The sequence below is a fragment of the Geothrix paludis genome (genome assembly GCF_022808815.1).
GTDB lineage: Bacteria > Acidobacteriota > Holophagae > Holophagales > Holophagaceae > Geothrix > Geothrix paludis.
The window spans coordinates 540,644-566,486 of the sequence record NZ_JAKZLC010000001.1 but is presented as its reverse complement, the minus strand read 5'-3'; the positions used below and the strand labels follow the sequence as shown (position 1 = coordinate 566,486).

The following is a 25,843-nucleotide window of genomic DNA, read 5'->3' as shown; positions in this document are numbered from 1 at the left end:
GGTCCTTGAGAGCTGGTCTCATGGACGGAGTACCGCTGGGGATGAGAGAATGGGAAAATGCATTCCGCGCTTTTCCAAGCGGAGTGCTTGTTTTCTGCCGCTGAATTCGAAAGGAAGCTTCTTGGGAATTCAATTGACCGCTGACCGACTGACGCCCCCTTCCCCCGACAACAGCTTGGCCACCAGGTATCGTCCGCTGTTCCTCTTGGCCTCCTGGTACCTCGGCCTCGGATCGCTCCTCCGGGTGGCCCTGTGGTTGACGTCGGGTCGCGAGGCGCAGGTGCCCGTCGCCTCCTTGCTCTGGGTCCTGCCGGCAGGACTGGTCTCCGATGCCGTCCAGGCTCTCTACGTGCTCCTCCCGCTGGCCCTGTACCTGTGGCTCAAGGCTCCGGCCGACTCCGGCCGCAAGGGAGCGCCCATCGCTTCCACCGCGGCCACCTTCCTGTACGTCCTGGGCGGGCTCTTCCTCGCGGCCTGCGAGTTCTTCTTCTTCGAAGAGTTCAACTCGAGGTTCAACCTGGTCTCGGTGAACTACCTGATGTACCCGACGGAAGTGGCCGGGGACATCTGGTCGGAATACCCGGTCGTCAAGATCCTCCTCGCGTGCGCCGTGTTGGCCGCCATCGCCACCTGGCGGCTGCGGAGCCACTGGGCGAAGGCCCTGTCCGCGCCCATGAACCTCAAGAAGCGCAGCTACGCCATGGCCCTCTATGGCGCCGCGCTGGCGGTCGCCATCGCCTGGATTCCCGCTACCCTGGTCGCCGCCTCCCAGAACCGGGTGGCCAACGAGCTGGCGGAGAACGGCCTGTCCACCTTCTTCCGGGCGCTCCGGACCAGCGAGATCGACTATCACGCCTACTACGCCACCCGACCCCGCGCCGAGAACCTGAAGCAGCTCGCCACCCAGTTGTCCTTGGGGGGTGGGACCTTCACCCGGCTGTCTGAAGGCCGCCTGGATCGCCAGTTTCCGGCCCGCTCCGACGGCCTGGAAAAGCTGAACGTCGTCCTCGTATCGAGCGAATCCTTCGGAGCCGAGTTCAGCCGCCTGTACGGCTCGTCCCGGGACTGGACGCCCGAGTTCGACCGTTTCGCCCAGAAGGGGCTCTGGTTCAGCCACGTGTACGCCACGGGAACCCGGACGGTCCGCGGCCTGGAGGCCCTTTCCACCTCCCTGCCCCCGGTTCCCACCGAATCCATCCTCCGGCGGCCCGGTAACGAAGGCATGGCCACCCTCGGATCCGTCCTCCGGGCCCAGGGCTATCAGACCGCCTTCCTGTATGGCGGCTACGGCTACTTCGACAACATGAATGCGTTCTTCCAGAGCAACGGCTACGACGTCCTCGACCGGACCAGCCTGAAGACTAAACCCCGATTCGAGAACATCTGGGGGGTCTCGGACGAGGACCTGTTCGATATGGCCCTGTCCTACGCGGACCAACAGTCGGCCAAGGGCGGTCCATTCTTCATCCACATCATGAATACCTCCAACCACAAGCCCTTCACCTTCCGTCCCGGCCTGGAAGCCATCGGCGTGAAGGCCTCGGGAGGAGGCCGGGAGTCCGGCGTGCGCTACGCCGACTTCGCCCAGGGGCAGTTCCTCCGAGAAGCGGAAAAGCACTCGTGGTTCAAGGACACGCTCTTCATCGTGGTGGCCGATCACGGCGCCAGGGTCTACGGCCGTCAGGAGATCCCGCTCCGGACCTACGAGATCCCGCTGATGTTCTACTCGCCGGCCCATCTATCCCCCAAGCGCTCGGATGGCCTCATGTCCCAGATCGACCTGGCCCCCACCCTGATGGGCCTGCTCGGCCTGCCCTACACGGCGCCCTGGTTCGGCCAGGATGTGCTGAACACGCCCGAGTCGGGCCGGGTCCTGCTGTTCAATCACAACGACCACGTGGCCCTGATGAAGGACGGTCTCCTCACCGTCCTCGGCCTGCATGGCAGCAGGGTGTCTAAGGTCTATGACTTCGAGAAGGACAAGTACCTCCCCGCACCTCCGGAGAAGGGCCACGACGACCTCACCGTGGCCTACTACCAGACCGCCTACGAACTCTTCAAATCCAAGAATTACAATTGATTACGATCTCCATGCCAGCCCCGGGACCTGAATCGTGAGCTCACTGCTTTCACGCGCTCAAGCCGCCCTCAGAGAACACCCCTCGCTCAGGCCTGGGGACAGGGTTCTTGCGGCCATGTCCGGGGGGGTCGACAGCTCGGTCATGGCCGCCCTGCTCCATCGGAGCGGCTACGAGGTCATCGGCATTTCCATGCAACTCTTCGACAAGAAGACCGCTCAAAGTTCAGATGGGAAATGCTGTACGCTCGACGACTTCCAGGATGCGCGCCGAGTGGCCTTCGAAATGGGATTCGCCCACTACGTGATGGATTTCGAGGCCCGGTTCAGGGATACGGTTATCGAAGGCTTCATCCAGAGCTATCTGGATGGGGAAACACCCAGCCCTTGCATTCGTTGCAATCAATACCTCAAGTTCTCTGCGCTGATGGAGCGAGCCGATTCGCTGGGCGCTCCGTTCGTCGCCACAGGGCACTACGGGACCATCCGGCTTGAGGATGGCCGCTGGCACCTGCGGAAGGCTTCCGACCCGGCCAAGGATCAAAGTTACTTCCTCTTCAATCACACCCAGGGCACCCTCGCGCGGACCTTGTTCCCCTTGGCCCACCTGACCAAGCCTGAAGTTCGGAGCCTAGGTGCTGAAATGGGTCTACATCTGGCGGAGAAGGCTGAGAGCCAGGAGATCTGTTTCGTCACCCAGGATCGCTACGATGCCTTCCTGGAAGCTGAGGGGCGTGACCCGGGCCTGGGAGATGGGGATATCCGCCACCTCGACGGCCGGGTCCTTGGCCGGCATCACGGGTACTGGCGGCATACGGTGGGTCAGCGACGGGGTCTGGGGATCGCCTTCGCCGAGCCCCTGTACGTGGTCCGGGTGGAGCCCGCCACGAACACCGTCTGGGTGGGCGGCGAGTCCGAGCTCTTCAGCCCGGCGTTGGTGGCCCATGAGCTGAGCTGGGTGGATGCCCCGCCCCGAGGCCCCCTGGTCTGCCAGGCGCGCATCCGCAGCCGGGCTCCCGAGGCTGATGCGCTTGTGATCCCCCTGCCGGATGGCCGGATGAAGGTCGTGTTCGACGAGCCCCAGAGGGCCATCGCGCCGGGCCAGGCCGTGGTCTTCTACCGGGACGGGGACGTGCTGGGCGGTGGCTGGATCAGCGCCCAGCCGGAGTGAGGCGGAAGGGTCACCGTCCGCCCAGGGTATAGGCCACACCCGGGTAGCTCACGAAGTGGTAGAGGTTGGCTTCCGCGGTCGCCCCCAAGCCCAGGTCCCGGACCTGGATCTGCGGAAAGCTGATGGAGGTGCCGAAAGCCGCGGGATGCCCGACCGGGGCGGGCCGCCCCAGGCCCCTGGCGGTTTCATCCAGGAGCATAAGGCCGAAGGGGATGGAGAACCGGCCGCACCAGGGCATGCGGTACTGGTCGGGATCCTGCGGGTTGACCACCGCCTCGTAGAAGGCCCGGGCCTTCGCCGACGTGACCGACCCGGCCAGGGGTCCCTTAAGCAGCTGACGGTCGCGCTCCACGGCCTCGATGTAGGCCTGCACGCCGCCGGTGCCATGGGGTGTGTACTTGAAGTCCTCGCCGTAATGGATGCCGTCGGACGAGATGACGATGGCCAGATCCCGGCCGAGCGCCCAGCCGCGTGTCCGCATGCTTTCCGCCAGGGCCCTGCCGAGGTGCGAGGCCAGCTCGTGGAGCCGCTCGAAGGAGGCCGAAGGCAGGAGGATGGGCAGGATCTCGACGCCCGGGTCCTGGTGCTTCAGCCAGTAGGCGATGGCTTCGACCGAGTGCTCGCTGTCCTGCATGGCCGCGTCCTGGATGACGTCCGTGGCGGGGATCCGCTTCAGCAGGTCCTCACGCAGGCCTGAGACAGGGATCTCGCCATCCGGAGAGCGCCAGGCACGGTAGGGATCGAACACCAGGGCGTTCTTGGCGCCGAAGCGACGGTATTTATGGAAGACCCCCACCAGGACGATGGTTCTGGCCTTCACCAGCGGGACCAGCCGGCGGTACACGCGGCCTGCATAGAGGTAGTCGTCGTGGGGGCAGATGAGGCCGGCCACGCCCGGGGAAGGCATGGGGCCGAGTGTCTCCGGTGCCGGCGGGAGGGCAGACCGTTCCCACACCTTGGCCATCTGCGTCGATGTCGAGGCGAACCCCACAGCGTCCTGTTGTCCCCGGAGATCTCCCTGGGAGGGAATGCCCATGGCCTTCCTCACCTCTTCCACCGTGGGCCGCGGAAGGGGGGCGGGAAGCGTGGAGAGCGAAGCCTGGGCGAGGCCCGGCAGGCATGCGAGGAGACAGGCGCAGAAGAGGGCCGCGACGCGTTTCATGGGTGGAATCTCCGGAACCACCGTAGCAGGCGATGCCGCGCCATCCGCGACTTCGATTCCGGCCGGCGCATGAAAAAGCCCCCTTACGGGGGCTGGTTGGAGGCGCCGATCGGAATCCGGTTCCCGCCGCGCGGCTGGCTGCGCACAGCCCTGATCGCCGGGAACGCCACATCAAGTGGCGCCCCCGGCGGGGCCTACCTGCGCGCCATCCGCGACTTCGATTCCGACCGGCGCGAAAAAGCCCCCTTGCGGGGGCTAACTGGAGGCGCCGATCGGAATCGAACCGATGAATACAGGATTTGCAGTCCCGGGCCTTACCACTTGGCTACGGCGCCTTGCGTTTGGTGCGATGAAGCTTCTGACATGATCCGGGCCGCTTGCGCGGCCCGGGTGGAGTGGAGCGGGTGATGGGATTTGAACCCACGACTTCAACCTTGGCAAGGTTGCACTCTACCACTGAGTTACACCCGCGTGAGACATCAAGACTAGCAATGGCGCGCGATACGGTCAACGGTCTTTTTCGGACCGGCAGGTGGGGCAGAGTCCGAACAGCATCAGCTGATGCCGGGTGATGCGGAATCCCGACAGGGTCTCGAGCTCGATCAGCGATTCGTCGAGACCGCACGCATCCACTTCCACCGTGCGGCCGCATCGCTCGCATTGAAGGTGGTGGTGGTGCCGACGTGAGTCGCAGCGGACGAAGCGCATCACCTGGTCCGGACCCATGATGCTCTCCGCCCAGCCCTCCTGAACGAAGCGCTCGAGGTTGCGGTACACCGTGGGCAGGCCCGAGCGGCGCTCCGGCATGCGCTCCCAGATCTCTTCCACCGTGAGCGGGCGATCCGAATTCCGGAGGACCTGGAGGATTCCCTCGCGCTGAGGCGTCTGCCGCATGCCGGCGGCGCGCAGGGAGGGCGAGGGAACGGGGGCAGGGTCGGGCATGGTCCTAGGATGCCAGATTCGGGCATGCTGGACCCTATGCTCCAGCGCACATTGGGCCGGCTGGGCGCCCCGGACGCCAGCCAGCCGTTCCTTCCCCTCGCCTTCCGGCTCTACGCCAGCTTCGGCTTGCTCGTGCTGCATCTCGCCCTGCCCGCCGAGGGGCGCGTCGTGGGCGCGGGCGAGGATCTGTACCTGACCTGCCTGGCGCTGCTGCTGCTCGAGTCGATATGGGAGGCCAGCCTCGGCCTCCGCGCGCGGGACCAGATCTTCCCAACGCCCGCCCTGCCCTGGATCTGGTGGAACCTGGTGCTGGACTTGGCCCTGGTCACCCTGGTCATCGCGTACCAGGGGGTCGCCCATGAGCGGTTCTCCACCCTCTACATCTTTCCCGTGCTGGCCTCCGCCTTCTACCTCGGAACCACGGAGATCGTCTGGGTGGGTGTTGTTTCCTCCATCACCCACATCCTCCTGGTGCTGGGCTTCACCTTCGGCCTGCTCCCGGCGTTCGGGCTGTCGAGCGAAACCACGGATCCCGATGGAACGCACCTGCCCTTCCTGCTCGGCATCGCCTCCTTGCAGATCTTCGCCACCACCCTGGTGGTGGTGCTCATCCGCCGCAACCTCGACCGCCTGCGCACAGACCTCAGCGCCAGCGAAGCCACAGTGGACGAGCTGTCGGCCCTGCACTTCCGAGTCGTGGAGTCCATGTCCTCCGGTCTCATCACGCTGGATCTGGATGGACGGATCACGTCGGCGAATCCCGCCGCGACCGCCATCCTGGGCCATCCCGTGCCCCTGGGCCTCCCCATCCACGAGGTGCTTCCCCTGGCGCCACCCCTCCCAGCTCAGCACCGCTTCGAGGTGGCGCTTCCGGTGGCAGGTCGTCCTCCCCAGATCCTGGGTGGACATCTGACCTCCCTCCGGGCCCCCAACGGCCAGGAAACGGGCCAACTGCTGCTGTTCCAGGACCTGACGGAAATCAAGGCCCTCGAGGAACGCACGCGGATCAGCGAGCGGCTGGCATCCATCGGGCAGCTGGCGGCCGGCCTCGCCCACGAGCTCCGGAACCCGCTGGCCTCCATCAGCGGGTGCGTTCAGCTCCTGCGGCGGCCGGAGGCTCCGGAGGACGTCAGATCCCGCGTGCTGGGCATCCTGGACCGGGAATCCCAGCGGGTGGGCGCCATCGTCTCGGGCTTCCTCGATCTCGCCCGGCCCGAATCCGGCCCAGGCCAGGTGCTCCCCCTCGGCCGGATACTTGAAGAAGCCCGCGCGAGCTGGGAGATGGATCCCCGGACCGAAGGGCTCCCCCTGGACATGCCGGAGCCGGTGCCGACGTTCATCCTGGCGGACCCGGTCGGGGTGCACCGGTTGCTCATGAACCTTCTGAGCAACGCCCGCAAGGCGGTCAGAGGCGTCCCACAGCCCCAGGTCCGGCTCGTCTCCAGTGTTTCCGGAGGGCAGGTCCAGCTGGAGGTGGAAGACAACGGCTGCGGCATGGCCCCTGAGCAGCTGGATCACCTGTTCGTGCCTTTCTCCGGCAGCTTCGAGGAGGGGTCGGGACTGGGCATGAGCCTGGTCTACAAGTTCACTGAGGCCATGGGATGGCGCATCGAAGTCCAGAGCCGCCCCGGCATGGGCACCCGGGTCCGGATTTTCCTACCCGAGTGTCACCAAGGAGAGCCATTGGCACAGCACGAGGATCCGGCGTAAACTTCCGGCAGCTTTCCGTCATCTAAATCAAGACACACCCTTGCAGGGTCCACTTGGCACCTGCCAAAGTGGTTCATCCCCTCTACGGCTTTTGGATCCTGCCTTCGCGCAGGCGCCGCCCAGGCTTGAGAGGGAATGGCCACACGCCAATGCCTTTGACATCCCCCCGCACCGCCCACCGGGCCAGGATCTGCCATGAATCGGAAGCTCATCCGACCGAACCTCACCGAACTCAAGGATAAATTGGGCATCCCCGCCAAGGGGGGAGGTGGGGAGGTCATGACGCCGGTCCCGCCTCCCATCACTGCGGGCGGAGAGCCGAATCCGGCCGTCAATCCGGCGGCGGCCACCGCGCCCCAGGGGCTGGGGAGTCCCCGGCGCAAGATCGCGCCCCCCGAACAGACCAACGCCGAGAGCTTCTACTACCTCAAGCAGATGCAGTCCAAGACGCCGATGGTGATCGTGCTCCAGGACGACGAGAAGGTGCGTGGCGTCATCGAGTGGTACGACAAGCACTGCCTGAAGATCAACCGGGTGAAGGAACCCAATGTCCTGGTGCCCAAGCACAACATCAAGTACATCTACAAGCAGGAGGAGGAACCCCGGATCCGCCGCAGCCGCCCGACCAAGAAGGAGGAGCTGCTGAACGCGGAGGTGGAGATCCCCGCCTACGACTAAGGATGGGAGCGCCCGACGGGGACCACCATGAGCCGCCCACCGCACATCGCCATCACGTTGGGGGATCCCTGCGGCATCGGGCCCGAGCTGCTGTTGAGGTCGCTGCCGACCCTGCGCTCCTGGGGCGACGTGACGGTGGTGGGCTCCCGTGCCGGTGTGGACCTGCTCCAGGGCACCGAAGGCAGGCGCGCCTTCTGGCAGTGGACGGACGCCCCCGCCCCCGCTCCGGAAGGTTTCCTGGGAACGGCCTGCGGCCTCGAAGTGGGCGATCCGAGCGGGTCGGCCACCGCCCTCTGGCTGGATCCCACCCCTGAAATCCGTGCGGATCGCCTGGAGCTGGGCCGCGGCTCCGCCGCCTCCGGCCGGGCCACTGTGGAAGCCATCCGGTGGGCTGCGGGCATGGCCCTGTCCGGCCGCGTGGATGCCCTGACGACCCTGCCCATGGCCAAGTCCGCCGCGCACCTCGCCGGATACCCCATCCCCGGCCACACCGAGTTCCTGCAGACGTTGGCCGGCGCACCCATCGTCCGCATGGCCTTCGTCAGCCCGCGTCTGTCTGTCGTGCTGCACACGGTTCATCAGAGCCTGCGCTCCGTGGTGGAGGACCTGGACGCAGAAGCGGTGGCTGAGACCTTGGCCTTTTCGGCCGGGCAGTTCATCCGCCTCACGGGCAATCCGGACCTCCGAGTGGCCCTCTGCGCCCTCAACCCGCATGCGGGTGAGGCTGGCGCTTTCGGGGATGAGGAAGGCCTCCTGGCCGAAGCCCGCGACCGGGCCGAGACCGTGTTCCGCGAGGCGGGTCCCGCGGGGCCCTTCGCCAACCTTCCGTGCCCGTTCCCGAGGGATCCCGCCGCCGCTTCCGCACCGCGGTTTTCCGGTCCCCTGCCTTCGGACAGCCTGTTCCACCGCGCCGTGTCGGGCGAGTTCGATCTCGTGGTGGCCCTGTACCACGATCAGGGGCTCATCCCCATCAAGCTGCTGGAGCCCGCCCGGGCCGTGAATCTCACCTTGGGACTGCCCTACATCCGGACGAGCCCCGACCACGGCACCGCCTTCGACAAGGCGGGAAAGTGGATGGCGGATCCCAGGAACTTCCTCGAAGCCGCCGCGCTGGGCGTGCGGCTCGCCGGGCGGGCCCGCCAGGAGCCCTGGGCCGCCCAGGTGGTCGGCTCTTGAGCCCGGCCCTCCGAGCCGAATTCGGGCCGGGCGCCACGCTGTCTGGCGTGGACGTACATGCCGGCGCGGTCCCCCGCACCGCCCTACCCGTGCGCCACGGATCGCCCCTGCACCTGGACGCCCATATGGACCGCCTGCAGGCCGGGGCTGGCGCCCTGGGCCGATCTCCCGCGTGGCTGGATGATGCCGCCGGGGAGCTCCGCCGCTGGCTGGAGCGCCATGCCGCTCCCGAGGCGGCGCTGCGGCTGGAACTCCACCTGGACCTCAACCTCCTGGATGCGCGGCTGGAGCCTCTGCCCCAGGCCGCGGCGCCATACCGGCTCGCGCCCATGCCGCATCCCATGGGGGACCTCCGGCCCGATCCCCTGGCGCTCCACAAAGGGCTCTCCGGCCCCTGGCGGCCCCAGGTGCTTTCCGAAGCCTGGCGGCAGGGCGCGGAGGATGCGCTGCTGCTGTGGCCGGACGGCACCCTGGCCGAAAGCGCCATTGCCACCGTCGCCTTGGAGCGAGGGGAATCTTTGATTCTGCCGCCGGTCGAAGGTCGCGTGGCCAGCGTGGCGGAGCGCATGGACCTCCCGCGCTGGACGGGGGAGCGGGGCTGGCGTGTGCAGCGCGCGCCCATCACCCTCGAAGATTGCGCTGGAGGGCAGCTCTGGTGCCTGAACGCCCTCCGCGGTCTCTGGCCCGCTACGCTCCTCTGATGCACGCCATGGATTTCGCGGACCTGATTTCCGCCCTCCTGCTGCCCCTTCCGCCCTGGCTGGGGTTCTGGATCTTCCGCCGCAGGGGACGCGTGGGGCTCAGCTACGGCTACTTCCTGGGCGGGATCCTCGCGGTGCTGGCCCAGCCTTGGGCCTTCCTCACGGGCCTGCCCCTGCCGGCGGCCCAGCTCGGCGCCGCCCTGTTCGGATTCACCCTCTTCCTGCAGGCCCAGCGGGAGGGCGTCCAGGGGGTGAGGCGCCTGGCCGTGGGAGTCGGCGGAGCGAGCCTCTTCCTCGCCCTGTTCCTTGCAAGGCTCCACCTGCCCTGGCAGGAGGTCGTGCGCTTCTGGATCGGCGCGGCCTTCGAGGCCCTGCTCTGGCTGGTTCTTTCAGACCTGGCCTACCGGTGGACCCACGGACGCCAGCTGGAGCTGCGGATGCCCCTGGTGGGGGCCGCCACCCTGGGCGCGGGGGCGCTGGCCCAGCTCCTGCTGCCGCCGGGCGCGCCGCGGTTCTCCTGGCCATCGGCGATCCTCGCGGGGCTGCTTCTCGGCCTGGTCGCCCTCCAGCAGCTGAAGTGGCTGCGGGAGCAGGGAGCCTGGGTGGAAGGACGGGGCCAGGGGCTCCGCATGGCGCTGGCCCTGATCGAAAAATCGGGCCCTGCGGAACTCCCCGGATTGGCCCTGGGACTGGATCCCCGGCAGCCCATGTGGCTGGTGGACGACCAGGGCCGCGTCCTCGAATCCAATGGCCCTTTCAGCCAGTTGGTGGGGCTGCCCCGCAATCAGCTGCGCGGCTACGTCATGGACTCGCTCTTCCAGGGCGGCGACCAGCCCGTCTGGCAGGCCATCCGGGACCAGCTCCTCCAATTCGGGAGCGCCTCCGTGGTGGCCACCCAGGTCAGCGAGGACGGAACCTTCAGCGAAGTCCTGCTGGAAGCCACGGCCTTCGATCGCGGCATGGGCCTGGTGTGGATCGCCCATTCCGCCGCGGGGGCGTTGACCTTGCAGGCCGGCGGCGCGCTCCGCGCCAGCGGCGACGAGGATCGCCGCAGGCTCGGCGCGAACGCCCTGCTGGCTCTCTCCGCAGCCTCGGACCGCCTGTTGGCCGACGCTCCCGACGGCGTTCTCCGCGAAGCCGCCGGACGGGTGAAGGAGGCTGCCGGCCGGCTGTACCCACCTCCGTCCGCCCGCGGTCAGGTGGAAGGCCGGCCAGCGCTGGAAAGCCTGCTTCCCGGCCTCCGGAAGGTCCTGCCTCCGGGCCGGAGCCTGGATCTCCGCGCCGCGCCCCTCTCGCTGGCCGTGGCGCCGGAATCCCTGAAGCGCATCGCGACCCAGCTGCTGCTCCATGCCCGCGACCGCACGGGCCGGGAGGATTTGGTCCTGATGCTGGATGCCGCGGACCTGGGTGGCCACGACTTCGGGTTGCTCCATGCGGAAACCGTGGGGGGAGCCGGAGGCTGGTCTCGCGAGCTGTTCGGCCTGGGCTGGCTGCGGGAATCCGTGCTGGAGGCCGGGGGAATGCTGGAGCTGGAGCGGGAGCGGGACCATCAGGCGGGAGTCCGCCCGAGGGTGTACCTTCCCGCCGTCACGCCGGCACGCCCGCTGAATGGCCCCATGCTGGCCGGACAGATGCTCTGGATCGTGGACAGCGACCCCCTGGCCCGGAGCGCGCTGGCCGATCTCGTCCACCTTCTGGGAGGGCGATCGGAGAGCTTCGAGGACCTGCCGCACCTTCTGAGGGGAAGCCGGGGGCAGCCTCAGCCCGACGCGCTGATCCTGGAGCGCACCCCGAAGCTTGAACGCTTCCACCGGGCCCTCCGCGCCTTCCAGAAGCAGCCCATTCCGAGTCTGGTGATTGGCATGGGCCAGCCGCTGCCCATGGATCCCGGCTCCCTGGGTCTGCGTCGGATCGCCTTCCTGGAGAAGCCCTTCGAATCCGCGGCCTTCGCCAAGTCCGTGCTGGCGCTGCTGCGAGCCCCGACCGAGTGAACCTGACGGCTGTTGTAGGCTGGAGACTGGAGGCAGCATGTCGACGGTGGCGGTGATCCTGGCGGCGGGGCTTGGAACCCGCATGAAATCACGGTTTCCCAAGGTCCTGCATCCGATCCTGGGCGACCCTTCCCTCCTCTGGGCCCTGCGAACACTGCCTCCCGACCTGGGCGGGGCGATCGTGGTGGTCCACCACGGGAAGGACCTGGTCCTGGGCGCGCTCGAAGCCTGGCGGAAGGCCGGCCTGCTGACCTGCCCCGTCACGGCCGTGGACCAGGGCGAACCTCTGGGCACCGGCCATGCCCTGCAGGTCTGCATCCCCGATCTCGACCGGCTCGGCGCCTCCAAGGTGGTCATCCTGTGCGGCGATGTCCCCCTCACGTCTCCTGCCACGGTGATGCGGCTCTGCTCCGCGGAGGCCCTGCTGCTGGCCATGGACATGCAGACTCCGGGCTCGTACGGCCGGGTGATCCAGCATCCGGACGGCCGCCTGGCGGCCATGGTGGAGGCCAAGGACGCCACGCCGGAGCAGCTGGCGGTGCAGCGTGTGAACGGGGGCGCCTACGCCCTCCCCTGGCCCGCCCTGAGGAAGGCCCTCCAGGGTCTGACCAACCACAACGCCCAGAAGGAGTACTACCTCACGGACGCCGTGGCGGCCGTGGCCCGGGAGCTCCCCGTGGCCGTGGAGGTCTGCGATCCCGAGGAGCTGGCGGGCATGAACTCGCGGCAGGATCAGGCCACGCTTCAGGCCGCGGCCCAGCGGCGCATCCAGCGGCACTGGATGGCCGAGGGCGTGACCTTCCTCCATCCCGACAGCACGCTGGTGGGTCCGCGGGTGGTCCTTTCGCGCGACGTCCTGCTGGAACCCGGCGTCCGCATGGAAGGGACCGTGCGTGTCGGCGAAGGCTGCCGCATCGGGCAAGGGACCGTGATCCTGGATTCCGTGCTGGGCGAAGGCGTGGAGGTCCGGCCCTACTGCGTCATCGAGCAGGCCCTGGTGGGCGCCGGGGCGAAGCTGGGGCCCTTCGCCCGTCTGCGCGAGGGCACGGACCTGGCTGAGAACGTCCACGTCGGGAATTTCGTGGAGACCAAGAAGGCGAAGCTGCATCGCGGGGCCAAGGCCAACCACCTCGCCTACCTCGGCGATACGGAGATCGGCGAGGGCACCAACATCGGCGCGGGAGTCATCACCTGCAACTACGATGGGGTGAACAAGCACCGGACCGTCATCGGTGATCGCGTGTTCGTGGGATCGGACACCCAGCTGGTGGCTCCCGTGACCATCGGCGATGGCGCCCTCATCGGCGCGGGCAGCACCATCACCCGCGACGTGCCGGCGGATGCCCTGGCCCTGAGCCGGACGGCGCAGACGGAAAAAGAAGGCGGCGCGTCGAAACTCCGTGCCCGGCAGAAGAAGGGCTGACTCGGGTAAGCTGGTTCTTTGCCCCCGGAGCCCCATGGTTCTGACCTTCATCGATAAGACCGGTGCCAGCGTCCTCAGCGCGCTCGATACCGCCGGGGACTTCGCCACGCTGGCGGGCCGCACCTTCGTGGCCATCTTCAAGCGGCCCTTCGACGGCAAGAACCTGCTGAACCAGTTCCAGGCCGTGGGCGTCCACTCCCTGCCGGTCGTGATCCTCACGAGCGTCGCCGTGAGCATGGTGTTCGCGGTGCAGCTGGCCTTCGGCTTCCGCCAGTTCCAGGCCGAGGGCCTGGCCGCGCAGGTGGAGGGCCTGGCCATTGTCCGCGAGCTGGGTCCGGTCATCACCGGCCTCATGCTCTCGGGCCGCATCGGCTCGGCCATGGCCGCAGAGCTGGGCACCATGCAGGTGACGGAGCAGATCGACGCGCTGGAGTGCCTGGCGACAGATCCCATCCACTACCTCTTCGTGCCGCGGTTCCTGGCCTCCATCGTGGTGGTCCCCCTCCTGACGGTGATCTCCATCTACGTCGGATTCTGGGGCGGCTACATGATCCTGGTGGGCGTGGAAGGCCAGAGCGCCTTCGTCTACAGTCACGAGTTCTACAAGCTGCTGGCGTTCCGGGACGTCCGCATCGCGCTCTACAAGGCCCTGGTGTTCGGCATGATCATCGCCCTCGTCGGGTGCTGGAGGGGCTATCGCACCCAGGGCGGCGCCGAGGGCGTGGGCAATGCGCCCACCAGCAGCGTGGTGACCAGCTCGCTGTGGATCCTGATCTCCGACTTTTTCCTCACCAAGCTTTTGCTGGTGTGACGGCATGGCTCTGATCGACGTCGTCAACCTGTCCAAGGCTTTCGGTCCGAAGGTCGTGCTGTCCAACGTGAACCTCCAGGTCCAGGAGGGTGAGAGCCTCGTGGTGCTGGGCGGCTCCGGCACGGGAAAGACCGTGCTGCTCCGCAACATCATGGGCCTGCTCACGCCGGACGCCGGGCACGTGGCCATCGAGGGCAAGATCATCGCCCAGCTCAAGCGGGAAGAGCTCTTCAAGGTCCGCCAGAGCATCGGCATGTGCTTCCAGATGGCCGCCCTCTTCGATTCCATGACCGTCTTCGAGAACGTGGCCTTCGGGCTCCGCCGGCACCTCCGCATCAGCGAGGAGGAGGTCCGGTCCCGCGTGGATGAATGCCTCTCCATGGTGGGCATGAAGGGCACCGACAAGCTGAAGCCCGCGGAGCTCTCCGGCGGCATGAAGCGGCGCGTGGGCTTCGCCCGGGCCATCGCCCTCAAGCCCAAGATCCTCCTCTTCGACGAGCCGACCACAGGCCTGGATCCCGTGATGACCGACGTCATCGGCCGCGTGATCCTCGACCTCAAGCACGAGCTGGGCGTCACCACCATCACCATCACCCACGACCTCAAGTCCGCCTTCGAGATCGCCGACCGCATCGCCCTGCTCTTCCGGGGCGAGTGCATCGCCTGCGAGCCGCCGGACGCCTTCAAGGCGAACCCGCATCCCGTCATCCAGCAGTTCCTGCGGGGGGACGCGGATGGCCCATTCCTTCAAGACCCGCCCCCGCCAAAAAGAAAAACCAAGGAGGCCCAAGCATGAAGCCCGAAACCAAGGTCGGCCTCTTCTTCACGGGTGCCATCCTTCTCCTGGCCGTGCTGGTCTTCCGCTCCGAAAAGCTGGAGATCGGCGGCAAGAAGAACCAGTCCGAGCGGTTCACCTACTTCGACTCGGTGGCGGGCCTGAACGTCCAGAGCGCCGTGCGCATCGCCGGCGTGAAGGTGGGCGATGTCCGCACCATCGCCCTCGAGAACGGCAAGGCCCGCGTGGTGGTGGGCCTGGATCCTTCCGTGCCGGTCTATGCGGACGCCTTTGTGTCGCTGGGCTCCATCGGCATCCTGGGCGAGAAGTTCATCGATCTGGATGCGGGCCACAGCGCCAAGGGCCCCTTCCCCCAGGACCAGCCCCTGCCCAGCAAGGCGGGCGTCAGCCTCGACAACCTCATGGAGACCCTCTCCGAGATCGGCAAGAACGTGAAGGGCGTCACCCAGGCCCTGAACGAGTCCATCGGCGGCGAGCAGGGCCGGGAGAAGATCGACGAGATCGTGGACAACATCCGCGTGCTGACCGCCGAGTTCCGGTCCATGGCCCAGGAGAACCACAGCGCCATCAACAACACCATGGGCAATGTCGAGGCCATCACCGCCGACCTGCGGGACAAGCTGCCGAAGCTGGCCCAGCAGTTCGAGACCGTGGGCAAGAACCTCAACGCCATCCTCGAGGAGAACCGGCCCGAGCTGAAGGGCGTGATGACGGATGTCCGCAAGCTGGCCCAGAGCTTCCAGGGCACCGCGGACAACCTGAAGGTGCTCACCGACCGGATCAACAACGGCCAGGGCACCATCGGCAAGCTGCTCAACGACGAGACCACCATCAAGAAGATCAACGAGGCGGTGGACAACGTGAACGGCCTGCTGGGCGGCTTCAACAAGATGGAGTTCCGCCTCGACATGGACGCGGCCCAGTGGGACAAGCGCAACGACAGCCGCGTGGCCCTCGGCCTCGAGATCGCGCCCAAGCCGGACTACTGGTACGCGCTGGGCTTCGCCTCCACGCCCGACGGGAAGCTGAGTGAAAGCACCCGCACGGTGACCCAGCTCGACCCCGTCACCGGCCTGCCCGTCACCGTCCTGGAGAAGACCAGGTCCGTCACCACGGATCAGAGCTTCACCGTATCCGCGCAGTTCGCCAAGCGTCTGGGCGCGGCCGTCTTCTCCGCCGGCATCGTGGAAGGCAAGGGTGGCGGCGGCGTCGAGTTCCGCACCCTGGACAACGATCGCCTGCGGCTCGGCGTCCTGGCCTACGACTTCACCAAGCGCCCTGAGAAGCCGAACCCGCGCTACCGCTTCACCACCAGCTACCAGTTCTGGAAGGGCGCCTACGTCCAGGCCGGCGTCCAGGACATCGGCAACAAGGACCTTCGCACGGTCTTCTTTGGCGGCGGCCTCCGCTGGAAGGACGATGACCTGAAGAAGATCATCGGCCTGGCCGGAGCCTCCAAGTGAAGGAAACCCGCGCCCTGCCTCAGCCCGGCACTCTGCCGGACGAACGGGGCGCGCTCTTCCTCTGGGTCCGCAGGGGCCTGCCCACAGCCGTCTCGGCCGTGGCGTTCGCGGGGGCGGCGCTCCATTCCGCCGGCCGCGGGTGGTGGCTGCTGGCGGGTGTGGCCGCCCTCGCCGCGGCCTGGCCCAGCTTCCTGCGAGGCGAAGCCCTCCTCCGGAACGGGGCGGCGATCCGCCGGCAGGACAGCATCTGGGCCCACGCCTTCAGGCCCATCGCCCGCTGGCTCGGGCAGGAGGACGCCTGGATCCTCTCCTACTGCGGCTACAACAATCAGCAGGTCCGTGAGGCCTTCAGCAGCCATCGGGCCAGGCGGGCCCTCATCCTCCTCCCCCACTGCATCCAGATGGCCCGCTGCAAGGCCGGCATCCTCGATGATCTCGAGGCCTGCTACGACTGCGGCCTGTGCCCCGTGGGCGACTACATGAACCTGGTGCTGACGAACCGCTGGGAAGGCCGCATCACCAACCGCAGCCACAAGGCCTACCGCGAAGCGCGGGAATACCGGCCTGATCTGGTGGTGGCGGTTAGCTGCTCGGACCGGCTGCTCAAGGGCCTCACGAAAATGCCCGAGATCCCCTGCTATGTGATCTCCCTGTCCCTGCCCCATGGCATGTGCGTGGACACCGATTTCAGCGTGCCCCACCTGCTGGCCGCCATGGAGACTCTGGTGGAGCCCCGGCGTCCCTCCGGCGAAGTCCAGGCCCTGCGGCGCGAAGGCATCGCGTGACGGAAGGAGCCCGCGGCTTCCCCATCCGGGCTTTCTTCCTGCGCCTCCTGGGGCCCAGGACCATGGCCTATGTGCTGCATCTGCGGCCCCTGGAATGGCCCATCATGACGGCCCACTTCCTGCTGGGCACACTGCTGGCCACTGGCTGGGCCCTGAAAGCCGCGCCCACGCTGCTGGGATGGCTCGTCTTCGTGGCCCTGCTCAACGGCGGCACCCTGGCCATCAACAGCGCCTTCGACAAGGATGAAGGCGACATCGGCTACCTGAAGGCGCCGCCGAAGCCCCCCGAGCACCTCCTGGCCTTCTCGTCCGCCCTGCTGGCCGCCTCCGCCCTCCTGGGATTCCTGCTGCCCCGGCCCTTCGCCCTGATCAACCTCGCCTGCGTGGTCATGAGCGTGCTGTATTCCGTGCCCCCGATCCGCCTGAAGGCCCGGGCCGGCTGGGACCTGCTCATCAACTGCATCGGGTTCGGCCTGTTCACGCCCCTGGCGGGCTGGGCCCTCACGGGGCGGCCCTTCGATGCGGCCATCCTGCGGGTCTCCTGGGGCTTCGCCTTCCTCTTCGCCACCCTGTACCCCATGACCCAGATCTATCAAGTGGCGGAGGACACCCGCCGGGGCGACCGCACCCTTGTGATCCGGGTGGGCGTGGGGCGGAGCCTCGCCCTGGCCCTGGTCGCGGCCCTGGTGGCCCACCTGCTCTTCGGCGCCGCGGTCATGGCCCTGGGACGTCACCTCTGGCCCCTCGGGATCTCCCTGGCCGCCTGGCTGGCCGTGCTCCTGCCCTGGCTGGCGGGCTGGCGCGCCTGGAGCGACCACCGGCACGAAACTGGCATGTACTGGGGCCTGGGTGCCTGGGCGGTGACCGACCTCAGCCTTTTGATCCTGCTCTGGCCCTGACCATTTTCACTGAAGGAATCGACCATTCGATCCAGTAAACTAGGAACGAGTGACGACAATCGTTATCTTCATGGAGCAGGCATGGGGTTCAAACGGGGAATCCAGAGGCTGGGAATCTTGTGCTTCGTGGGCCTCGCCGCCCTGCAAGCGGCCTCCCGCCCCCAGACCAAGCTGTCGCTCAAGTCTGCCTCGGCGCTGGTGCTGGACCAGACCACGGGCCAGGCGCTGATCGAGAAGCAGGCGGGGGCCATCCAGCCCATCGCCTCGCTCACCAAGCTCATGACGGCCATGGTCCTGCTGGACGCCCGCCTGGACCCCCAGGAGATGCTCACCATCACCCGGGACGACATGGACATGCTGCGCCACAGCAAGTCGCGCCTGCCCGTGGGCACCCACCTGCCCCGGGAGCAGGCCCTGCTTCTGGCCCTGCTGGCCTCCGAGAACCGCGCCGCCCATGCCCTCGGCCGCACCTTCCCCGGCGGCCTCTCCGCCTTCGTGGAGGCCATGAACGCCAAGGCCAAGGCCCTTGGCCTGGAAGCCGCCCGCTTCGAGGATCCGACGGGCCTCTCCGCCGGCAACGTGGCGACCGCCCACGATCTGGCCCGCATCATGGAAGCGGCCTACCGCTATCCCGAGATCCGCGACTTCACCACCCGGCCCGAGACCTCCATCCAGTCGGGCCGCCGCAGCATCCAGTTCCCCAACACCAACGCCCTGGTACGCAGCCCCCGCTGGACCATCGGCCTCTCCAAGACCGGCTACATCGAGGAGGCCGGCCGCTGCCTGGTCATGCAGGCCATGCTGGCCAACCGTCCGGTGCTCATCGTGCTGCTGGATTCCTGGGGCAAGTACTCGCGGCTGGGCGACGCCAACCGCATCAAGTCATGGCTGGAAACCAAGCTCGCCTCCAAGGGCTGAGGCCTTGCTCATCCCATCCGTCCGGCCCCCCTTCCCGCTGAGCTGGGGATTCTCCACCCGCCTTGATCCCCCCGAGGCCCTGCCCTCCCGGCGCCTGAACCAGGTGCATCGCTGCGGCATCGTGGAAGCCACGGATGCGATCGTGGAGGGCGATGGCCTCTGGACCACCACGCCCGGCGTCCGCATCGGCGTGCGCGTGGCCGACTGCGTGCCCGTGCTGCTGGCCGGCCCGTTGGCGGACGGAACGCCGTGGGCGGCCGCCCTGCACGCGGGCTGGCGGGGCGCCACGGGCCATGGGGATCCAGGGTCCGGCGGCGGCATCCTGCGCCGCGGCACGGCACGCTACCGCGCCCTGGGAGGGCACCCGGATGATCTCGTCTGGGCCTTTGGTCCCGCCATCCTGGCTTGCCACTTCGAAGTGGGCGATGAAGTCGTCGAAGCCGCCCGGCAGGACGCCGCCTGGCACGAGGCCCTGCGCAGCGAGGGCCCTTCCGGCAAGGCCCACCTCGACCTGCACGGGTTCCTGCGCGCCCAGGCCCTGGACCTTGGGTTGGATCCCGGAAAGGAAGGCAGCGTGGCCCTCTGCACCATGTGCCGCCCTGACCTGCTCTATTCCTACCGCCGCGGCGAGACCACTGGTCGCCAGTGGGGCTGGGTCGAGATCGGCTAACCTGGAGATCGGCTCCGCCCCTGAGGACGGCGGCCGAGGACCGGGGACCGCCATGCTCAACATCACCGATATCCGCATCACCAAGGTGGAAGGCGACGACAAGCTTCGGGCCTTCGCGGCCCTGGTCATCGACGACTGTTTCCTGGTGGGCGACCTGCGGGTGGTGGAGGGCGAGGACGGCTACTTCGTGGCCATGCCCAGCCGCCGCAAGCGGGACGGCAGCTTCAAGGACATCGCCTATCCTCTGAACAACCCTCTCCGCGAGCAGATCGAGGAGAAGGTGCTGCTGGCCTATGAGGCCGCCACCGGCCACCGCGCCCTCAGCCGCCTCGAGCGCGGCGAAGCCGCCCAGGTGCGCCCCGACCTGCTGAGCGTCGAGGAGTTCGGTTTCACCCCCAAGACCAACTCCTGAGGCCGCGCTCCGGGCCTGAGGGCTTGGGCGGGACGCGAACCCGCGCTATGCTTGCCTTTCCGCCTGGGGAGTAGCCAAGTGGTAAGGCAGCAGGTTTTGATCCTGCGTACCGAGGGTTCGAATCCTTCCTCCCCAACCAATGCTGTCCGGGGGCTCCCTCCGCAACGCATGCGTTGCGGAGGTCTAGTGGCGCGCTTCGCGCATACCCCCGGGCCCCTGCGTGAAAGCCCGGCAGAGCCGGGCTTTCACTTGCACCCCTGCCGAGGTCACAGCCAGCCCTGCGGCCGGAGCGTCACCCGCAGGGTGACGCGGAGGGAATCCTTCCTCCCCTAGGCTGCGTCGTGAGGTCCGACCGGAGGCTGGAAGGACCGCGAATCGGTCCAGGCTTTGATGAGGTGGGGCTTGGCGTGCTGGTACCAGTAGCGGATCAGGTCGATCCGCCGGCGGTCGGATTCACCGGCCAGGAAGGCCCCGTCGGCCATGGCGAAGGAGGCATCGACGCCCGGGCCCAGGACATGGAAGCGGGAAGCCCCGCGTTCATCCAGCCCGATCACGATCCGCAGGCCGCTCACGGCGCCCGCGGTGCCCTGCCCGGCCAGCAGCAGAGGCTCCGCCCCGTCGAAGAACACGCACACGCCGCTGTTCAGCACGGAGGCAAGGTGCTCCTCGAACGCCTCGAAGCTGGAGAGCTCCGGCAGCCGATCCAACCGGAGAACCTGGCGGGCGTGGTCTGCCGCGGCCCCTACCAGGGGGACCTGCCACCCCGCCCGCTTCGGCCTGAGCCACGGGGCGTAGGCCGCCACGCGCGCGGGCGCCGGATGCGGCTGGAGGTCACTGGAAAGGAATGGCACGGGGTGGGCTCCTCGCGGGACTCACCCATGAAACCGGACCCGATGTCGCTCAGCAGCAGAAACCGCCGAACGGTCGTTTCTGGGGGCCGAATGGTTGGAACGGCCCTAATCGTGCCGAAGGTTCAGGAACGCACCCCATGCCGACGCAGGGCCTCGACGCCCACGGAATGCCCAAACCGCCTCCCTTCCTCGAGCGGCGTCGCGTAGTGATCAATGTGGGTGCGGGCGGAAGCATCCGCACCTTGGGAAAGCAGGAGCGTCACCGCGTCCCCATCGTCGTTTGAGACGGCAAAATGCAAGGGGGTGTAATCGTTCACCCCCCGCTGCTGGATATCTGCGCCGAAATCGAGAAGCAGCTGGATTCGACCGCATCGATCCTGGTGGTTGGACGTGAGCGCGGCGAACAAGGATGGAAACCCCGAGCCCGGATAATTCGGGTCAGCCCCGAGTTGCAAGAGCTCTCTCACCAGAGATATCGGCGAATGATAGAGCGCATAATCAAGGCAGTAATCGCCGCATTGCCCCCAGGTTGAATTCGGGAAGTCGGCAGGATCCCCAAGTTCGCTGCGAATCGCCCTCAGGTCGCCTTCCAGGAACGCGGAATGAATGCGGTCGTAGTTCATGTCTGGGTGATGGTGGGTGCTTGACGAAGAGGGCTCACTGGGTCGCTCGCATCAAGGCGCTGAGCTGAGCCGCGGAATGGGGACTGACAGAGCGAGATGCAATGCAGGCGGGGTCCGGATTGAGCGAGGGGTTAGACACCTGGGCCGAGACATCATTGGAGGGCCTTTGAAAGCTCGACAGCTTCTTTTCGCAGAAGAATGGCTGTTTCGCCAACTGAGCGCCAGAAATGAAGGGTATCAAAGCCACCATATTTCAGATCTACATGTGAATAGGTACGTCCCTTTTTAGACTCTGGGTACTTCAATGCATCGTACCAATCATCAATTGAAACTCCATTTGTTTCGAGAAACATGGCAAGCGGTGACCATGGGACCAATTCTTTCGTGTATTTACGAATGAGTAGTGCCAATCGGGTACCTGGATACTCCATTTCAAATTCATCTAGAATTTGAGTAAGCCTGTGATTTTTTTTAAATGGCTTGGCCTTCAGGGCGAGAAATCCTTTAAGTAAAACTTCCATGCCGTGGAAAAAATTAAATAAGATTGCAATTCCAATACTATGATCTGACCATTTTGTGGCGTCTAAATAGTCTTCCCAATCAGCGGATCCAATATATGCAAGACCTGGCTCATTCTGGCTTTTGACCAATTCCTCGCATGAAGCCTCCGTAAGCCGGAGGTATTGAATCCCAATGAGCCAGTATTTGATTGGTTCACTCATCTGGATTGGCCCTCTGGAAGGTGCCTAACTATAAATTGGATGGCAGTATCATCCAATCCTGAAACCACCTCAATTTAATTTACAAATATACATAAATGCCGAAATAACTACAATACCGATAAATAAGTAGGTGACGTGGACAGACTAAATGAGCTGAATGGGTGTGAACGACTACAGATAGGAAATAGCAATGACGATTGAAAGAATCCCAGAAGGCCCGAGGCCCATCTTCCTTCCCTCAGCTCACAGCGGGAACCTCAACCCCTTGTCCCCCCGCACCTCCACGGTCTCGCTCTTGGTGCCTTTGGGGCCCCGGACGGTGATGGTGTGGCGGCCTTCGGCGAGCTTGACGCCGCTGCCGTCGCTCTCGATGCCGGTGTCCTGGCCGTCCACGAGGACTTTGCCGGTGCCGGGGAAGGTCTCGACGGTGAGGGTGGCGAGGGCGGGCAGGTTCAGGGGCAGGGTCTGGCCGGCGGTGACGCTGAGGTTCCGACTGTCCCTGAAGTAGTGCCGGGCGCTGGTAAGCTCCACCTTGTGGGCGCCGGGAGGCAGGGGCAGTTTGGCCCCGGGGGCCAGGTCGCCCATGTCTTTGCCATCCACCTTCACGCGCACGCCAAAGGCGCCCGCCAGCTTGAGGGTTCCGGGGGCGTTGGGGTCCAGGGCCGGCTCCTGGCGGGTGTCGGCGGTGGTGGCCTCCTTCAATTCGAAGGCACGGCCGGCCGGAACCTCGCCGGGGGCGAAGTCCGAGGCGAAGCCCAGCTGCTCCTTGGTGAGGGTCAGGCGGTGGGGCTGGCCCTGGTTCCAGCGCACCTTGAGGGGCGTCAGGCCCTCCTGGGCCTTCTCATCCAGCACCACCGTGGCCCCGGGCGGCACGGAATCGATGACCTCCTCACTGATGATGGGCTCCAGGGGGAAGACGGGCGGGGCCTCGCCGGGCTTGAAGGCATAGGTCAGGGGCCGGAAACCCTTGAGCTCGAGCCGCAGGGTGTCGCCCGCCTGGAGGGGCTGATTCATGGGCGTGGCGCCCACGGCCAGATCGTTCACGAAGACCTTGGCGCCTGTGGGCTGGGAATTGATCTGGAGGCGGGCGGCCTTCTGGCCCCGGAACGCGAACCAGCCACCCACGGCCAGGAGCGCCACGGCGGCCGCCGCGATCCAGATCCGGCCGGCGCCGTGGGGCTCGGGACGGGCCACCACCATGGTCTCGTCGTAGGCGGTAGAGCGGATCGCGGGGATGGGCGCCTCGCCGTTCATCTTGAGGACGCCCAGAAGCTCGCGGCGGTCCTCCTTGGCGATGTCGGTCACGGCGTCCAGCAGGTCGCGCACGAAGGCCGTGCAGGTGGGGTGGCGGTCCTCGGGGCGTTTGGACAGCACCTTGTCGAAGACCCGGTGCCAGCCGTCGGGCAGGACGCCCAGCACCGGTGGCTGCACCTCCACGGGCGGCTCGTTGACGATGCGGTAGAGGATGGTGTTGATGGAGGTGCCGGGGAACGGGGACTGGCCGCTCATCAGCTCGAAGACCAGCACGCCGAAGCTGAAGATGTCCGAGCGGCTGTCCACCTTGCCTTCGCGGATCTGCTCAGGGCTGGCGTAGCTGGGCGTGCCGAGGAAGGTGCCCGTCTGGGTAAGGCTGGCGTCCTCGCGCTTGGCGATGCCGAAGTCCATGAGCTTGGTGCGCCCGTCCTCGCCCACCATGACGTTGCCGGGCTTCACGTCCCGGTGGACGATGCCCTTGGCATGGGCGTGGTCCAGCGCTTCGGCGATACCCGCGGCGATGCGGAGCTTCTCCTTGTTCGGCAGCGGGCCGCCTTCCTTCATCAGCCCGTCCAGGGGCTTACCGGGCACGTACTCCATGGCCAGGAAGGGGCCATGGCCCTCTTCTTCGCCCACGTCGTAGATGGCCACGATGCCAGGGTGGTTCAGCAGGCCGGACACCTCGGCCTCACGCTGGAAGCGCATCAGGTGCTCGTGCTGGTCGGCCTCAGTCCGCACCGCATCCAGCTTCATGAGCTTGATGGCCACCTTCCGCTTGATGCGGGGATCCTCGGCGAGCACCACGCTGCCCATGGCCCCCGAGCCCAGGAGGCGGAGGACCTGGTAGCGACCGATGGTCCTGGGGAGGTTCAAGTTGTCGAGGTCGGCCATGCCAGCATCCTACCGGACGCATCGGGATGAAGTGGTAGATTGTCATGTTTTTCGTGGTTTTTCCGACTCCCCATGGCACAATAACGGCAGGTCCGCTGGCCCGGACCGTGGGAGGTTTATTCCGTGATGGAAGTCGTCAAGACCATCGTGCTCGGCACCTACTTCACGCTGCTCACCATCCTGAGTATCTATGGGGCGCACCGCCTCTGGATGCTGCTGCTCTACTACCGCCACAAGAAGGACGTGCCGCAGCCCGTGGGCGACGCGACCTACCTGCCGGTGGTCACCGTGCAGCTGGCGGTGTTCAACGAGATGAACGTCATCGAGCGCCTCATGGACCACGTCGTGAAGATGGACTGGCCCAAGGAGAAGCTCGAGATCCAGGTGCTGGACGACTCCACGGACGAGACCGTCAAGGTGGCCAGCGCCGTGGTGGACCGCTACAAGGCCCTGGGCTTCGACATCCACTACCTGCACCGCACGGACCGCACGGGCTTCAAGGCCGGCGCCCTCTCGGAAGGCCTCAAGGTCGCCAAGGGCGAGCTGGTGGCCATGTTCGACGCGGACTTCCTGCCCACCGAGGACTTCCTCCGCAAGGCCGTGCCCCACTTCGCCGATGGCAAGGTGGCCTTCGTCCAGGGCTGCTGGGCCCACCTGAACCGCGAGTTCTCCCTCCTGACCCAGGTGCAGGCCATCCTGCTCGACGGGCACTTCGTCTTCGAGCACACGGCCCGCCACCGCTCCCATGCCTTCTTCAACTTCAGCGGCACCGCTGGCATGTGGCGCGTCTCCGCCATCGCCGACGCGGGCGGCTGGGAGCACGACACCATCACCGAGGACGCGGACCTGTCCTACCGCGCCCAGCTCAAGGGCTGGAAGGGCGTCTACCTCAAGGACCTCGTCGTCCCCGCCGAGCTGCCCGTGGAGGTCAACGCCTTCAAGAGCCAGCAGCACCGCTGGGCCAAGGGCAATGCCCAGGTCATCCGCAAGCTCATGAAGACCATCTGGAAGTCCGACGAGAGCCTGCACACCAAGCTGGAGTGCTGGTTCCACCTGACCGCCAACTGCAACTACATCCTGATGGTGATCCTCAGCATCATCATGGTGCCGAGCATGGTCTTCCGGGCCGGGACGCCCATGCACGTCCTGCTGCTCACGGACGGCCCCTTCTTCCTGCTGAACGCGGTGAGCGTGGGTCTCTACTTCGGCCTCTCCCAGAAGGAACTCACCGACAACACCGGCTGGAAGACCCGCCTGAAGTACATCCCCGGCCTCATGGGCCTGGGCATCGGCCTCGCCCTGAACCAGGCCAAGGCCGTGATGGAAGGCTTCTTCACGGACGACAAGGAATTCAAGCGCACCCCCAAGTACGGCGTGGACGCCAATGGCAAGTCCGTCACCAAGCGGGCCTACAAGGTGCCCAAGAGCCTGCTGACCTTCCTGGAGCTGGGCTTCGCGATCTACTACTTCGCCGCCCTCTTCGTGGCCATCTACATCCGCAAGTGGGCCTCCGTGCCCTTCCTCTGGCTCTTCTTCAGCGGCTTCTCCTACATGAGCATCCTGTCCCTGGCCGACGTGAAGCTGTTCCGCCGCCTGGCCATGGATGAGCCCGTGGACGACGCCCAGAGCGCCTCAAACTTCGTCCAGTAGCGCGAGCTTTCGAGCTGGGGCCCTGCCCCGCCCCGGGTCCTCGTTCCGGTCCGTGCCGGAGGCGTCC

General features: G+C 66.6%; 23 protein-coding genes and 3 tRNA genes. 18 read left to right on the top strand and 8 right to left on the bottom strand.

Annotation, left to right across the window (positions count from 1 at the left end; genetic code table 11):
- The first annotated feature begins 133 nt into the window (after window positions 1-133).
- On the top strand, window positions 134-2,080 hold the full coding sequence (locus MLE64_RS02625) for an LTA synthase family protein (protein ID WP_243315541.1): 1,947 nt from the start codon (window positions 134-136) through the stop codon (window positions 2,078-2,080).
- A 43-nt stretch (window positions 2,081-2,123) separates the two neighbouring features.
- Window positions 2,124-3,248 carry a tRNA 2-thiouridine(34) synthase MnmA gene (mnmA, locus tag MLE64_RS02620; protein ID WP_279342906.1) on the top strand — a complete coding sequence of 375 codons (1,125 nt, stop codon included), beginning with the start codon at window positions 2,124-2,126 and terminating at the stop codon, window positions 3,246-3,248.
- A 10-nt stretch (window positions 3,249-3,258) separates the two neighbouring features.
- Here mnmA and amrB read toward each other — a convergent pair whose 3' ends face one another.
- The 4 genes from amrB to MLE64_RS02600 all read right to left on the bottom strand — a co-directional run bounded on the left by amrB (window position 3,259) and on the right by MLE64_RS02600 (window position 5,352).
- Entirely contained in the window at window positions 3,259-4,410 is a 1,152-nt protein-coding gene (gene amrB / locus MLE64_RS02615) for an AmmeMemoRadiSam system protein B (protein ID WP_243315537.1), read from the bottom strand.
- A gap of 260 nt (window positions 4,411-4,670) precedes the next feature.
- Window positions 4,671-4,745: transfer RNA gene (locus MLE64_RS02610), tRNA-Cys, on the bottom strand.
- Window positions 4,746-4,806: 61 nt separating this feature from the next.
- A tRNA-Gly gene (locus tag MLE64_RS02605) sits at window positions 4,807-4,881 on the bottom strand.
- 36 nt (window positions 4,882-4,917) lie between these two features.
- Window positions 4,918-5,352: a Fur family transcriptional regulator gene (locus MLE64_RS02600; RefSeq protein WP_243293660.1), complete on the bottom strand. Its 435-nt coding sequence runs from the start codon at window positions 5,350-5,352 to the stop codon at window positions 4,918-4,920.
- 24 nt (window positions 5,353-5,376) lie between these two features.
- On the opposite strand from MLE64_RS02600, the gene MLE64_RS02595 reads away from it, so the two are divergent.
- The 15 genes from MLE64_RS02595 (at window position 5,377) to MLE64_RS02525 (ending at window position 19,924) form a co-directional block, all read left to right on the top strand.
- Window positions 5,377-7,062 (top strand): two-component system sensor histidine kinase NtrB, encoded by a 1,686-nt coding sequence (locus tag MLE64_RS02595; RefSeq protein WP_243315528.1) that lies wholly within the window; start codon window positions 5,377-5,379, stop codon window positions 7,060-7,062.
- A 195-nt stretch (window positions 7,063-7,257) separates the two neighbouring features.
- Window positions 7,258-7,740 (top strand): LSm family protein, encoded by a 483-nt coding sequence (locus tag MLE64_RS02590; RefSeq protein WP_243315526.1) that lies wholly within the window; start codon window positions 7,258-7,260, stop codon window positions 7,738-7,740.
- 27 nt (window positions 7,741-7,767) lie between these two features.
- Window positions 7,768-8,916 carry a PdxA family dehydrogenase gene (locus tag MLE64_RS02585; RefSeq protein ID WP_243315524.1) on the top strand — a complete coding sequence of 383 codons (1,149 nt, stop codon included), beginning with the start codon at window positions 7,768-7,770 and terminating at the stop codon, window positions 8,914-8,916.
- On the top strand, window positions 8,913-9,617 hold the full coding sequence (locus tag MLE64_RS02580) for an aminotransferase class IV (protein ID WP_243315522.1): 705 nt from the start codon (window positions 8,913-8,915) through the stop codon (window positions 9,615-9,617). The genes MLE64_RS02585 and MLE64_RS02580 overlap by 4 nt, the downstream gene beginning before the upstream one ends.
- Complete coding sequence (locus MLE64_RS02575; RefSeq protein WP_243315520.1) at window positions 9,572-11,608, top strand: PAS domain-containing protein; 2,037 nt, start codon at window positions 9,572-9,574, stop codon at window positions 11,606-11,608. Before MLE64_RS02580 ends, MLE64_RS02575 begins: the two co-directional genes overlap by 46 nt.
- Window positions 11,609-11,645: 37 nt before the next feature.
- On the top strand, window positions 11,646-13,031 hold the full coding sequence (glmU, locus tag MLE64_RS02570) for a bifunctional UDP-N-acetylglucosamine diphosphorylase/glucosamine-1-phosphate N-acetyltransferase GlmU (RefSeq protein ID WP_243315518.1): 1,386 nt from the start codon (window positions 11,646-11,648) through the stop codon (window positions 13,029-13,031).
- Between the two features lie 34 nt (window positions 13,032-13,065).
- On the top strand, window positions 13,066-13,842 hold the full coding sequence (locus MLE64_RS02565; protein WP_243315517.1) for an MlaE family ABC transporter permease: 777 nt from the start codon (window positions 13,066-13,068) through the stop codon (window positions 13,840-13,842).
- Between the two features lie 4 nt (window positions 13,843-13,846).
- The gene (locus tag MLE64_RS02560) at window positions 13,847-14,638 is read left to right on the top strand and encodes an ABC transporter ATP-binding protein (protein WP_243315515.1); all 792 of its coding nucleotides are present in this window, start codon (window positions 13,847-13,849) and stop codon (window positions 14,636-14,638) included.
- The gene (locus tag MLE64_RS02555; protein WP_243315512.1) at window positions 14,635-16,101 is read left to right on the top strand and encodes an MlaD family protein; all 1,467 of its coding nucleotides are present in this window, start codon (window positions 14,635-14,637) and stop codon (window positions 16,099-16,101) included. Before MLE64_RS02560 ends, MLE64_RS02555 begins: the two co-directional genes overlap by 4 nt.
- Window positions 16,098-16,886: a DUF116 domain-containing protein gene (locus tag MLE64_RS02550; RefSeq protein ID WP_243315509.1), complete on the top strand. Its 789-nt coding sequence runs from the start codon at window positions 16,098-16,100 to the stop codon at window positions 16,884-16,886. The genes MLE64_RS02555 and MLE64_RS02550 overlap by 4 nt, the downstream gene beginning before the upstream one ends.
- Window positions 16,883-17,785, top strand: coding sequence for a UbiA family prenyltransferase (locus MLE64_RS02545; protein WP_243315507.1), 903 nt, complete (start codon window positions 16,883-16,885; stop codon window positions 17,783-17,785). Before MLE64_RS02550 ends, MLE64_RS02545 begins: the two co-directional genes overlap by 4 nt.
- A gap of 81 nt (window positions 17,786-17,866) precedes the next feature.
- The gene (locus MLE64_RS02540) at window positions 17,867-18,703 is read left to right on the top strand and encodes a serine hydrolase (RefSeq protein ID WP_243315504.1); all 837 of its coding nucleotides are present in this window, start codon (window positions 17,867-17,869) and stop codon (window positions 18,701-18,703) included.
- A 4-nt stretch (window positions 18,704-18,707) separates the two neighbouring features.
- Window positions 18,708-19,373: a purine nucleoside phosphorylase YfiH/LACC1 family protein gene (locus MLE64_RS02535; RefSeq protein WP_243315502.1), complete on the top strand. Its 666-nt coding sequence runs from the start codon at window positions 18,708-18,710 to the stop codon at window positions 19,371-19,373.
- Between the two features lie 52 nt (window positions 19,374-19,425).
- Entirely contained in the window at window positions 19,426-19,785 is a 360-nt protein-coding gene (locus MLE64_RS02530; RefSeq protein WP_243315499.1) for a SpoVG family protein, read from the top strand.
- 64 nt (window positions 19,786-19,849) lie between these two features.
- Window positions 19,850-19,924: transfer RNA gene (locus MLE64_RS02525), tRNA-Gln, on the top strand.
- Between the two features lie 190 nt (window positions 19,925-20,114).
- Here the strand turns inward: MLE64_RS02525 and MLE64_RS02520 are convergent.
- The 4 genes from MLE64_RS02520 to MLE64_RS02505 all read right to left on the bottom strand — a co-directional run bounded on the left by MLE64_RS02520 (window position 20,115) and on the right by MLE64_RS02505 (window position 24,126).
- Complete coding sequence (locus tag MLE64_RS02520; RefSeq protein ID WP_243315497.1) at window positions 20,115-20,636, bottom strand: hypothetical protein; 522 nt, start codon at window positions 20,634-20,636, stop codon at window positions 20,115-20,117.
- Between the two features lie 122 nt (window positions 20,637-20,758).
- Window positions 20,759-21,259: an ankyrin repeat domain-containing protein gene (locus MLE64_RS02515; RefSeq protein ID WP_243315495.1), complete on the bottom strand. Its 501-nt coding sequence runs from the start codon at window positions 21,257-21,259 to the stop codon at window positions 20,759-20,761.
- 152 nt (window positions 21,260-21,411) lie between these two features.
- Entirely contained in the window at window positions 21,412-21,981 is a 570-nt protein-coding gene (locus MLE64_RS02510; protein WP_243315493.1) for a hypothetical protein, read from the bottom strand.
- 243 nt (window positions 21,982-22,224) lie between these two features.
- Window positions 22,225-24,126 carry a serine/threonine-protein kinase gene (locus tag MLE64_RS02505; RefSeq protein ID WP_243315491.1) on the bottom strand — a complete coding sequence of 634 codons (1,902 nt, stop codon included), beginning with the start codon at window positions 24,124-24,126 and terminating at the stop codon, window positions 22,225-22,227.
- A 126-nt stretch (window positions 24,127-24,252) separates the two neighbouring features.
- On the opposite strand from MLE64_RS02505, the gene MLE64_RS02500 reads away from it, so the two are divergent.
- On the top strand, window positions 24,253-25,776 hold the full coding sequence (locus MLE64_RS02500; RefSeq protein WP_243316787.1) for a cellulose synthase family protein: 1,524 nt from the start codon (window positions 24,253-24,255) through the stop codon (window positions 25,774-25,776).
- Window positions 25,777-25,843 lie beyond the last annotated feature (67 nt).

Bases quoted from the DNA above. Each gene is read 5' to 3' on its own strand.
- amrB (WP_243315537.1), bottom strand. From the start codon at position 4,410: ATGAAACGCGTCGCGGCCCTCTTCTGCGCCTGTCTCCTCGCATGCCTG.
- MLE64_RS02600 (WP_243293660.1), bottom strand. From the start codon at position 5,352: ATGCCCGACCCTGCCCCCGTTCCCTCGCCCTCCCTGCGCGCCGCCGGC.
- MLE64_RS02595 (WP_243315528.1), top strand. From the start codon at position 5,377: ATGCTGGACCCTATGCTCCAGCGCACATTGGGCCGGCTGGGCGCCCCG.
- MLE64_RS02590 (WP_243315526.1), top strand. From the start codon at position 7,258: ATGAATCGGAAGCTCATCCGACCGAACCTCACCGAACTCAAGGATAAA.
- MLE64_RS02585 (WP_243315524.1), top strand. From the start codon at position 7,768: ATGAGCCGCCCACCGCACATCGCCATCACGTTGGGGGATCCCTGCGGC.
- glmU (WP_243315518.1), top strand. From the start codon at position 11,646: ATGTCGACGGTGGCGGTGATCCTGGCGGCGGGGCTTGGAACCCGCATG.
- MLE64_RS02565 (WP_243315517.1), top strand. From the start codon at position 13,066: ATGGTTCTGACCTTCATCGATAAGACCGGTGCCAGCGTCCTCAGCGCG.
- MLE64_RS02560 (WP_243315515.1), top strand. From the start codon at position 13,847: ATGGCTCTGATCGACGTCGTCAACCTGTCCAAGGCTTTCGGTCCGAAG.
- MLE64_RS02555 (WP_243315512.1), top strand. From the start codon at position 14,635: ATGAAGCCCGAAACCAAGGTCGGCCTCTTCTTCACGGGTGCCATCCTT.
- MLE64_RS02540 (WP_243315504.1), top strand. From the start codon at position 17,867: ATGGGGTTCAAACGGGGAATCCAGAGGCTGGGAATCTTGTGCTTCGTG.
- MLE64_RS02530 (WP_243315499.1), top strand. From the start codon at position 19,426: ATGCTCAACATCACCGATATCCGCATCACCAAGGTGGAAGGCGACGAC.
- MLE64_RS02515 (WP_243315495.1), bottom strand. From the start codon at position 21,259: ATGAACTACGACCGCATTCATTCCGCGTTCCTGGAAGGCGACCTGAGG.
- MLE64_RS02510 (WP_243315493.1), bottom strand. From the start codon at position 21,981: ATGAGTGAACCAATCAAATACTGGCTCATTGGGATTCAATACCTCCGG.
- MLE64_RS02505 (WP_243315491.1), bottom strand. From the start codon at position 24,126: ATGGCCGACCTCGACAACTTGAACCTCCCCAGGACCATCGGTCGCTAC.
- MLE64_RS02500 (WP_243316787.1), top strand. From the start codon at position 24,253: ATGGAAGTCGTCAAGACCATCGTGCTCGGCACCTACTTCACGCTGCTC.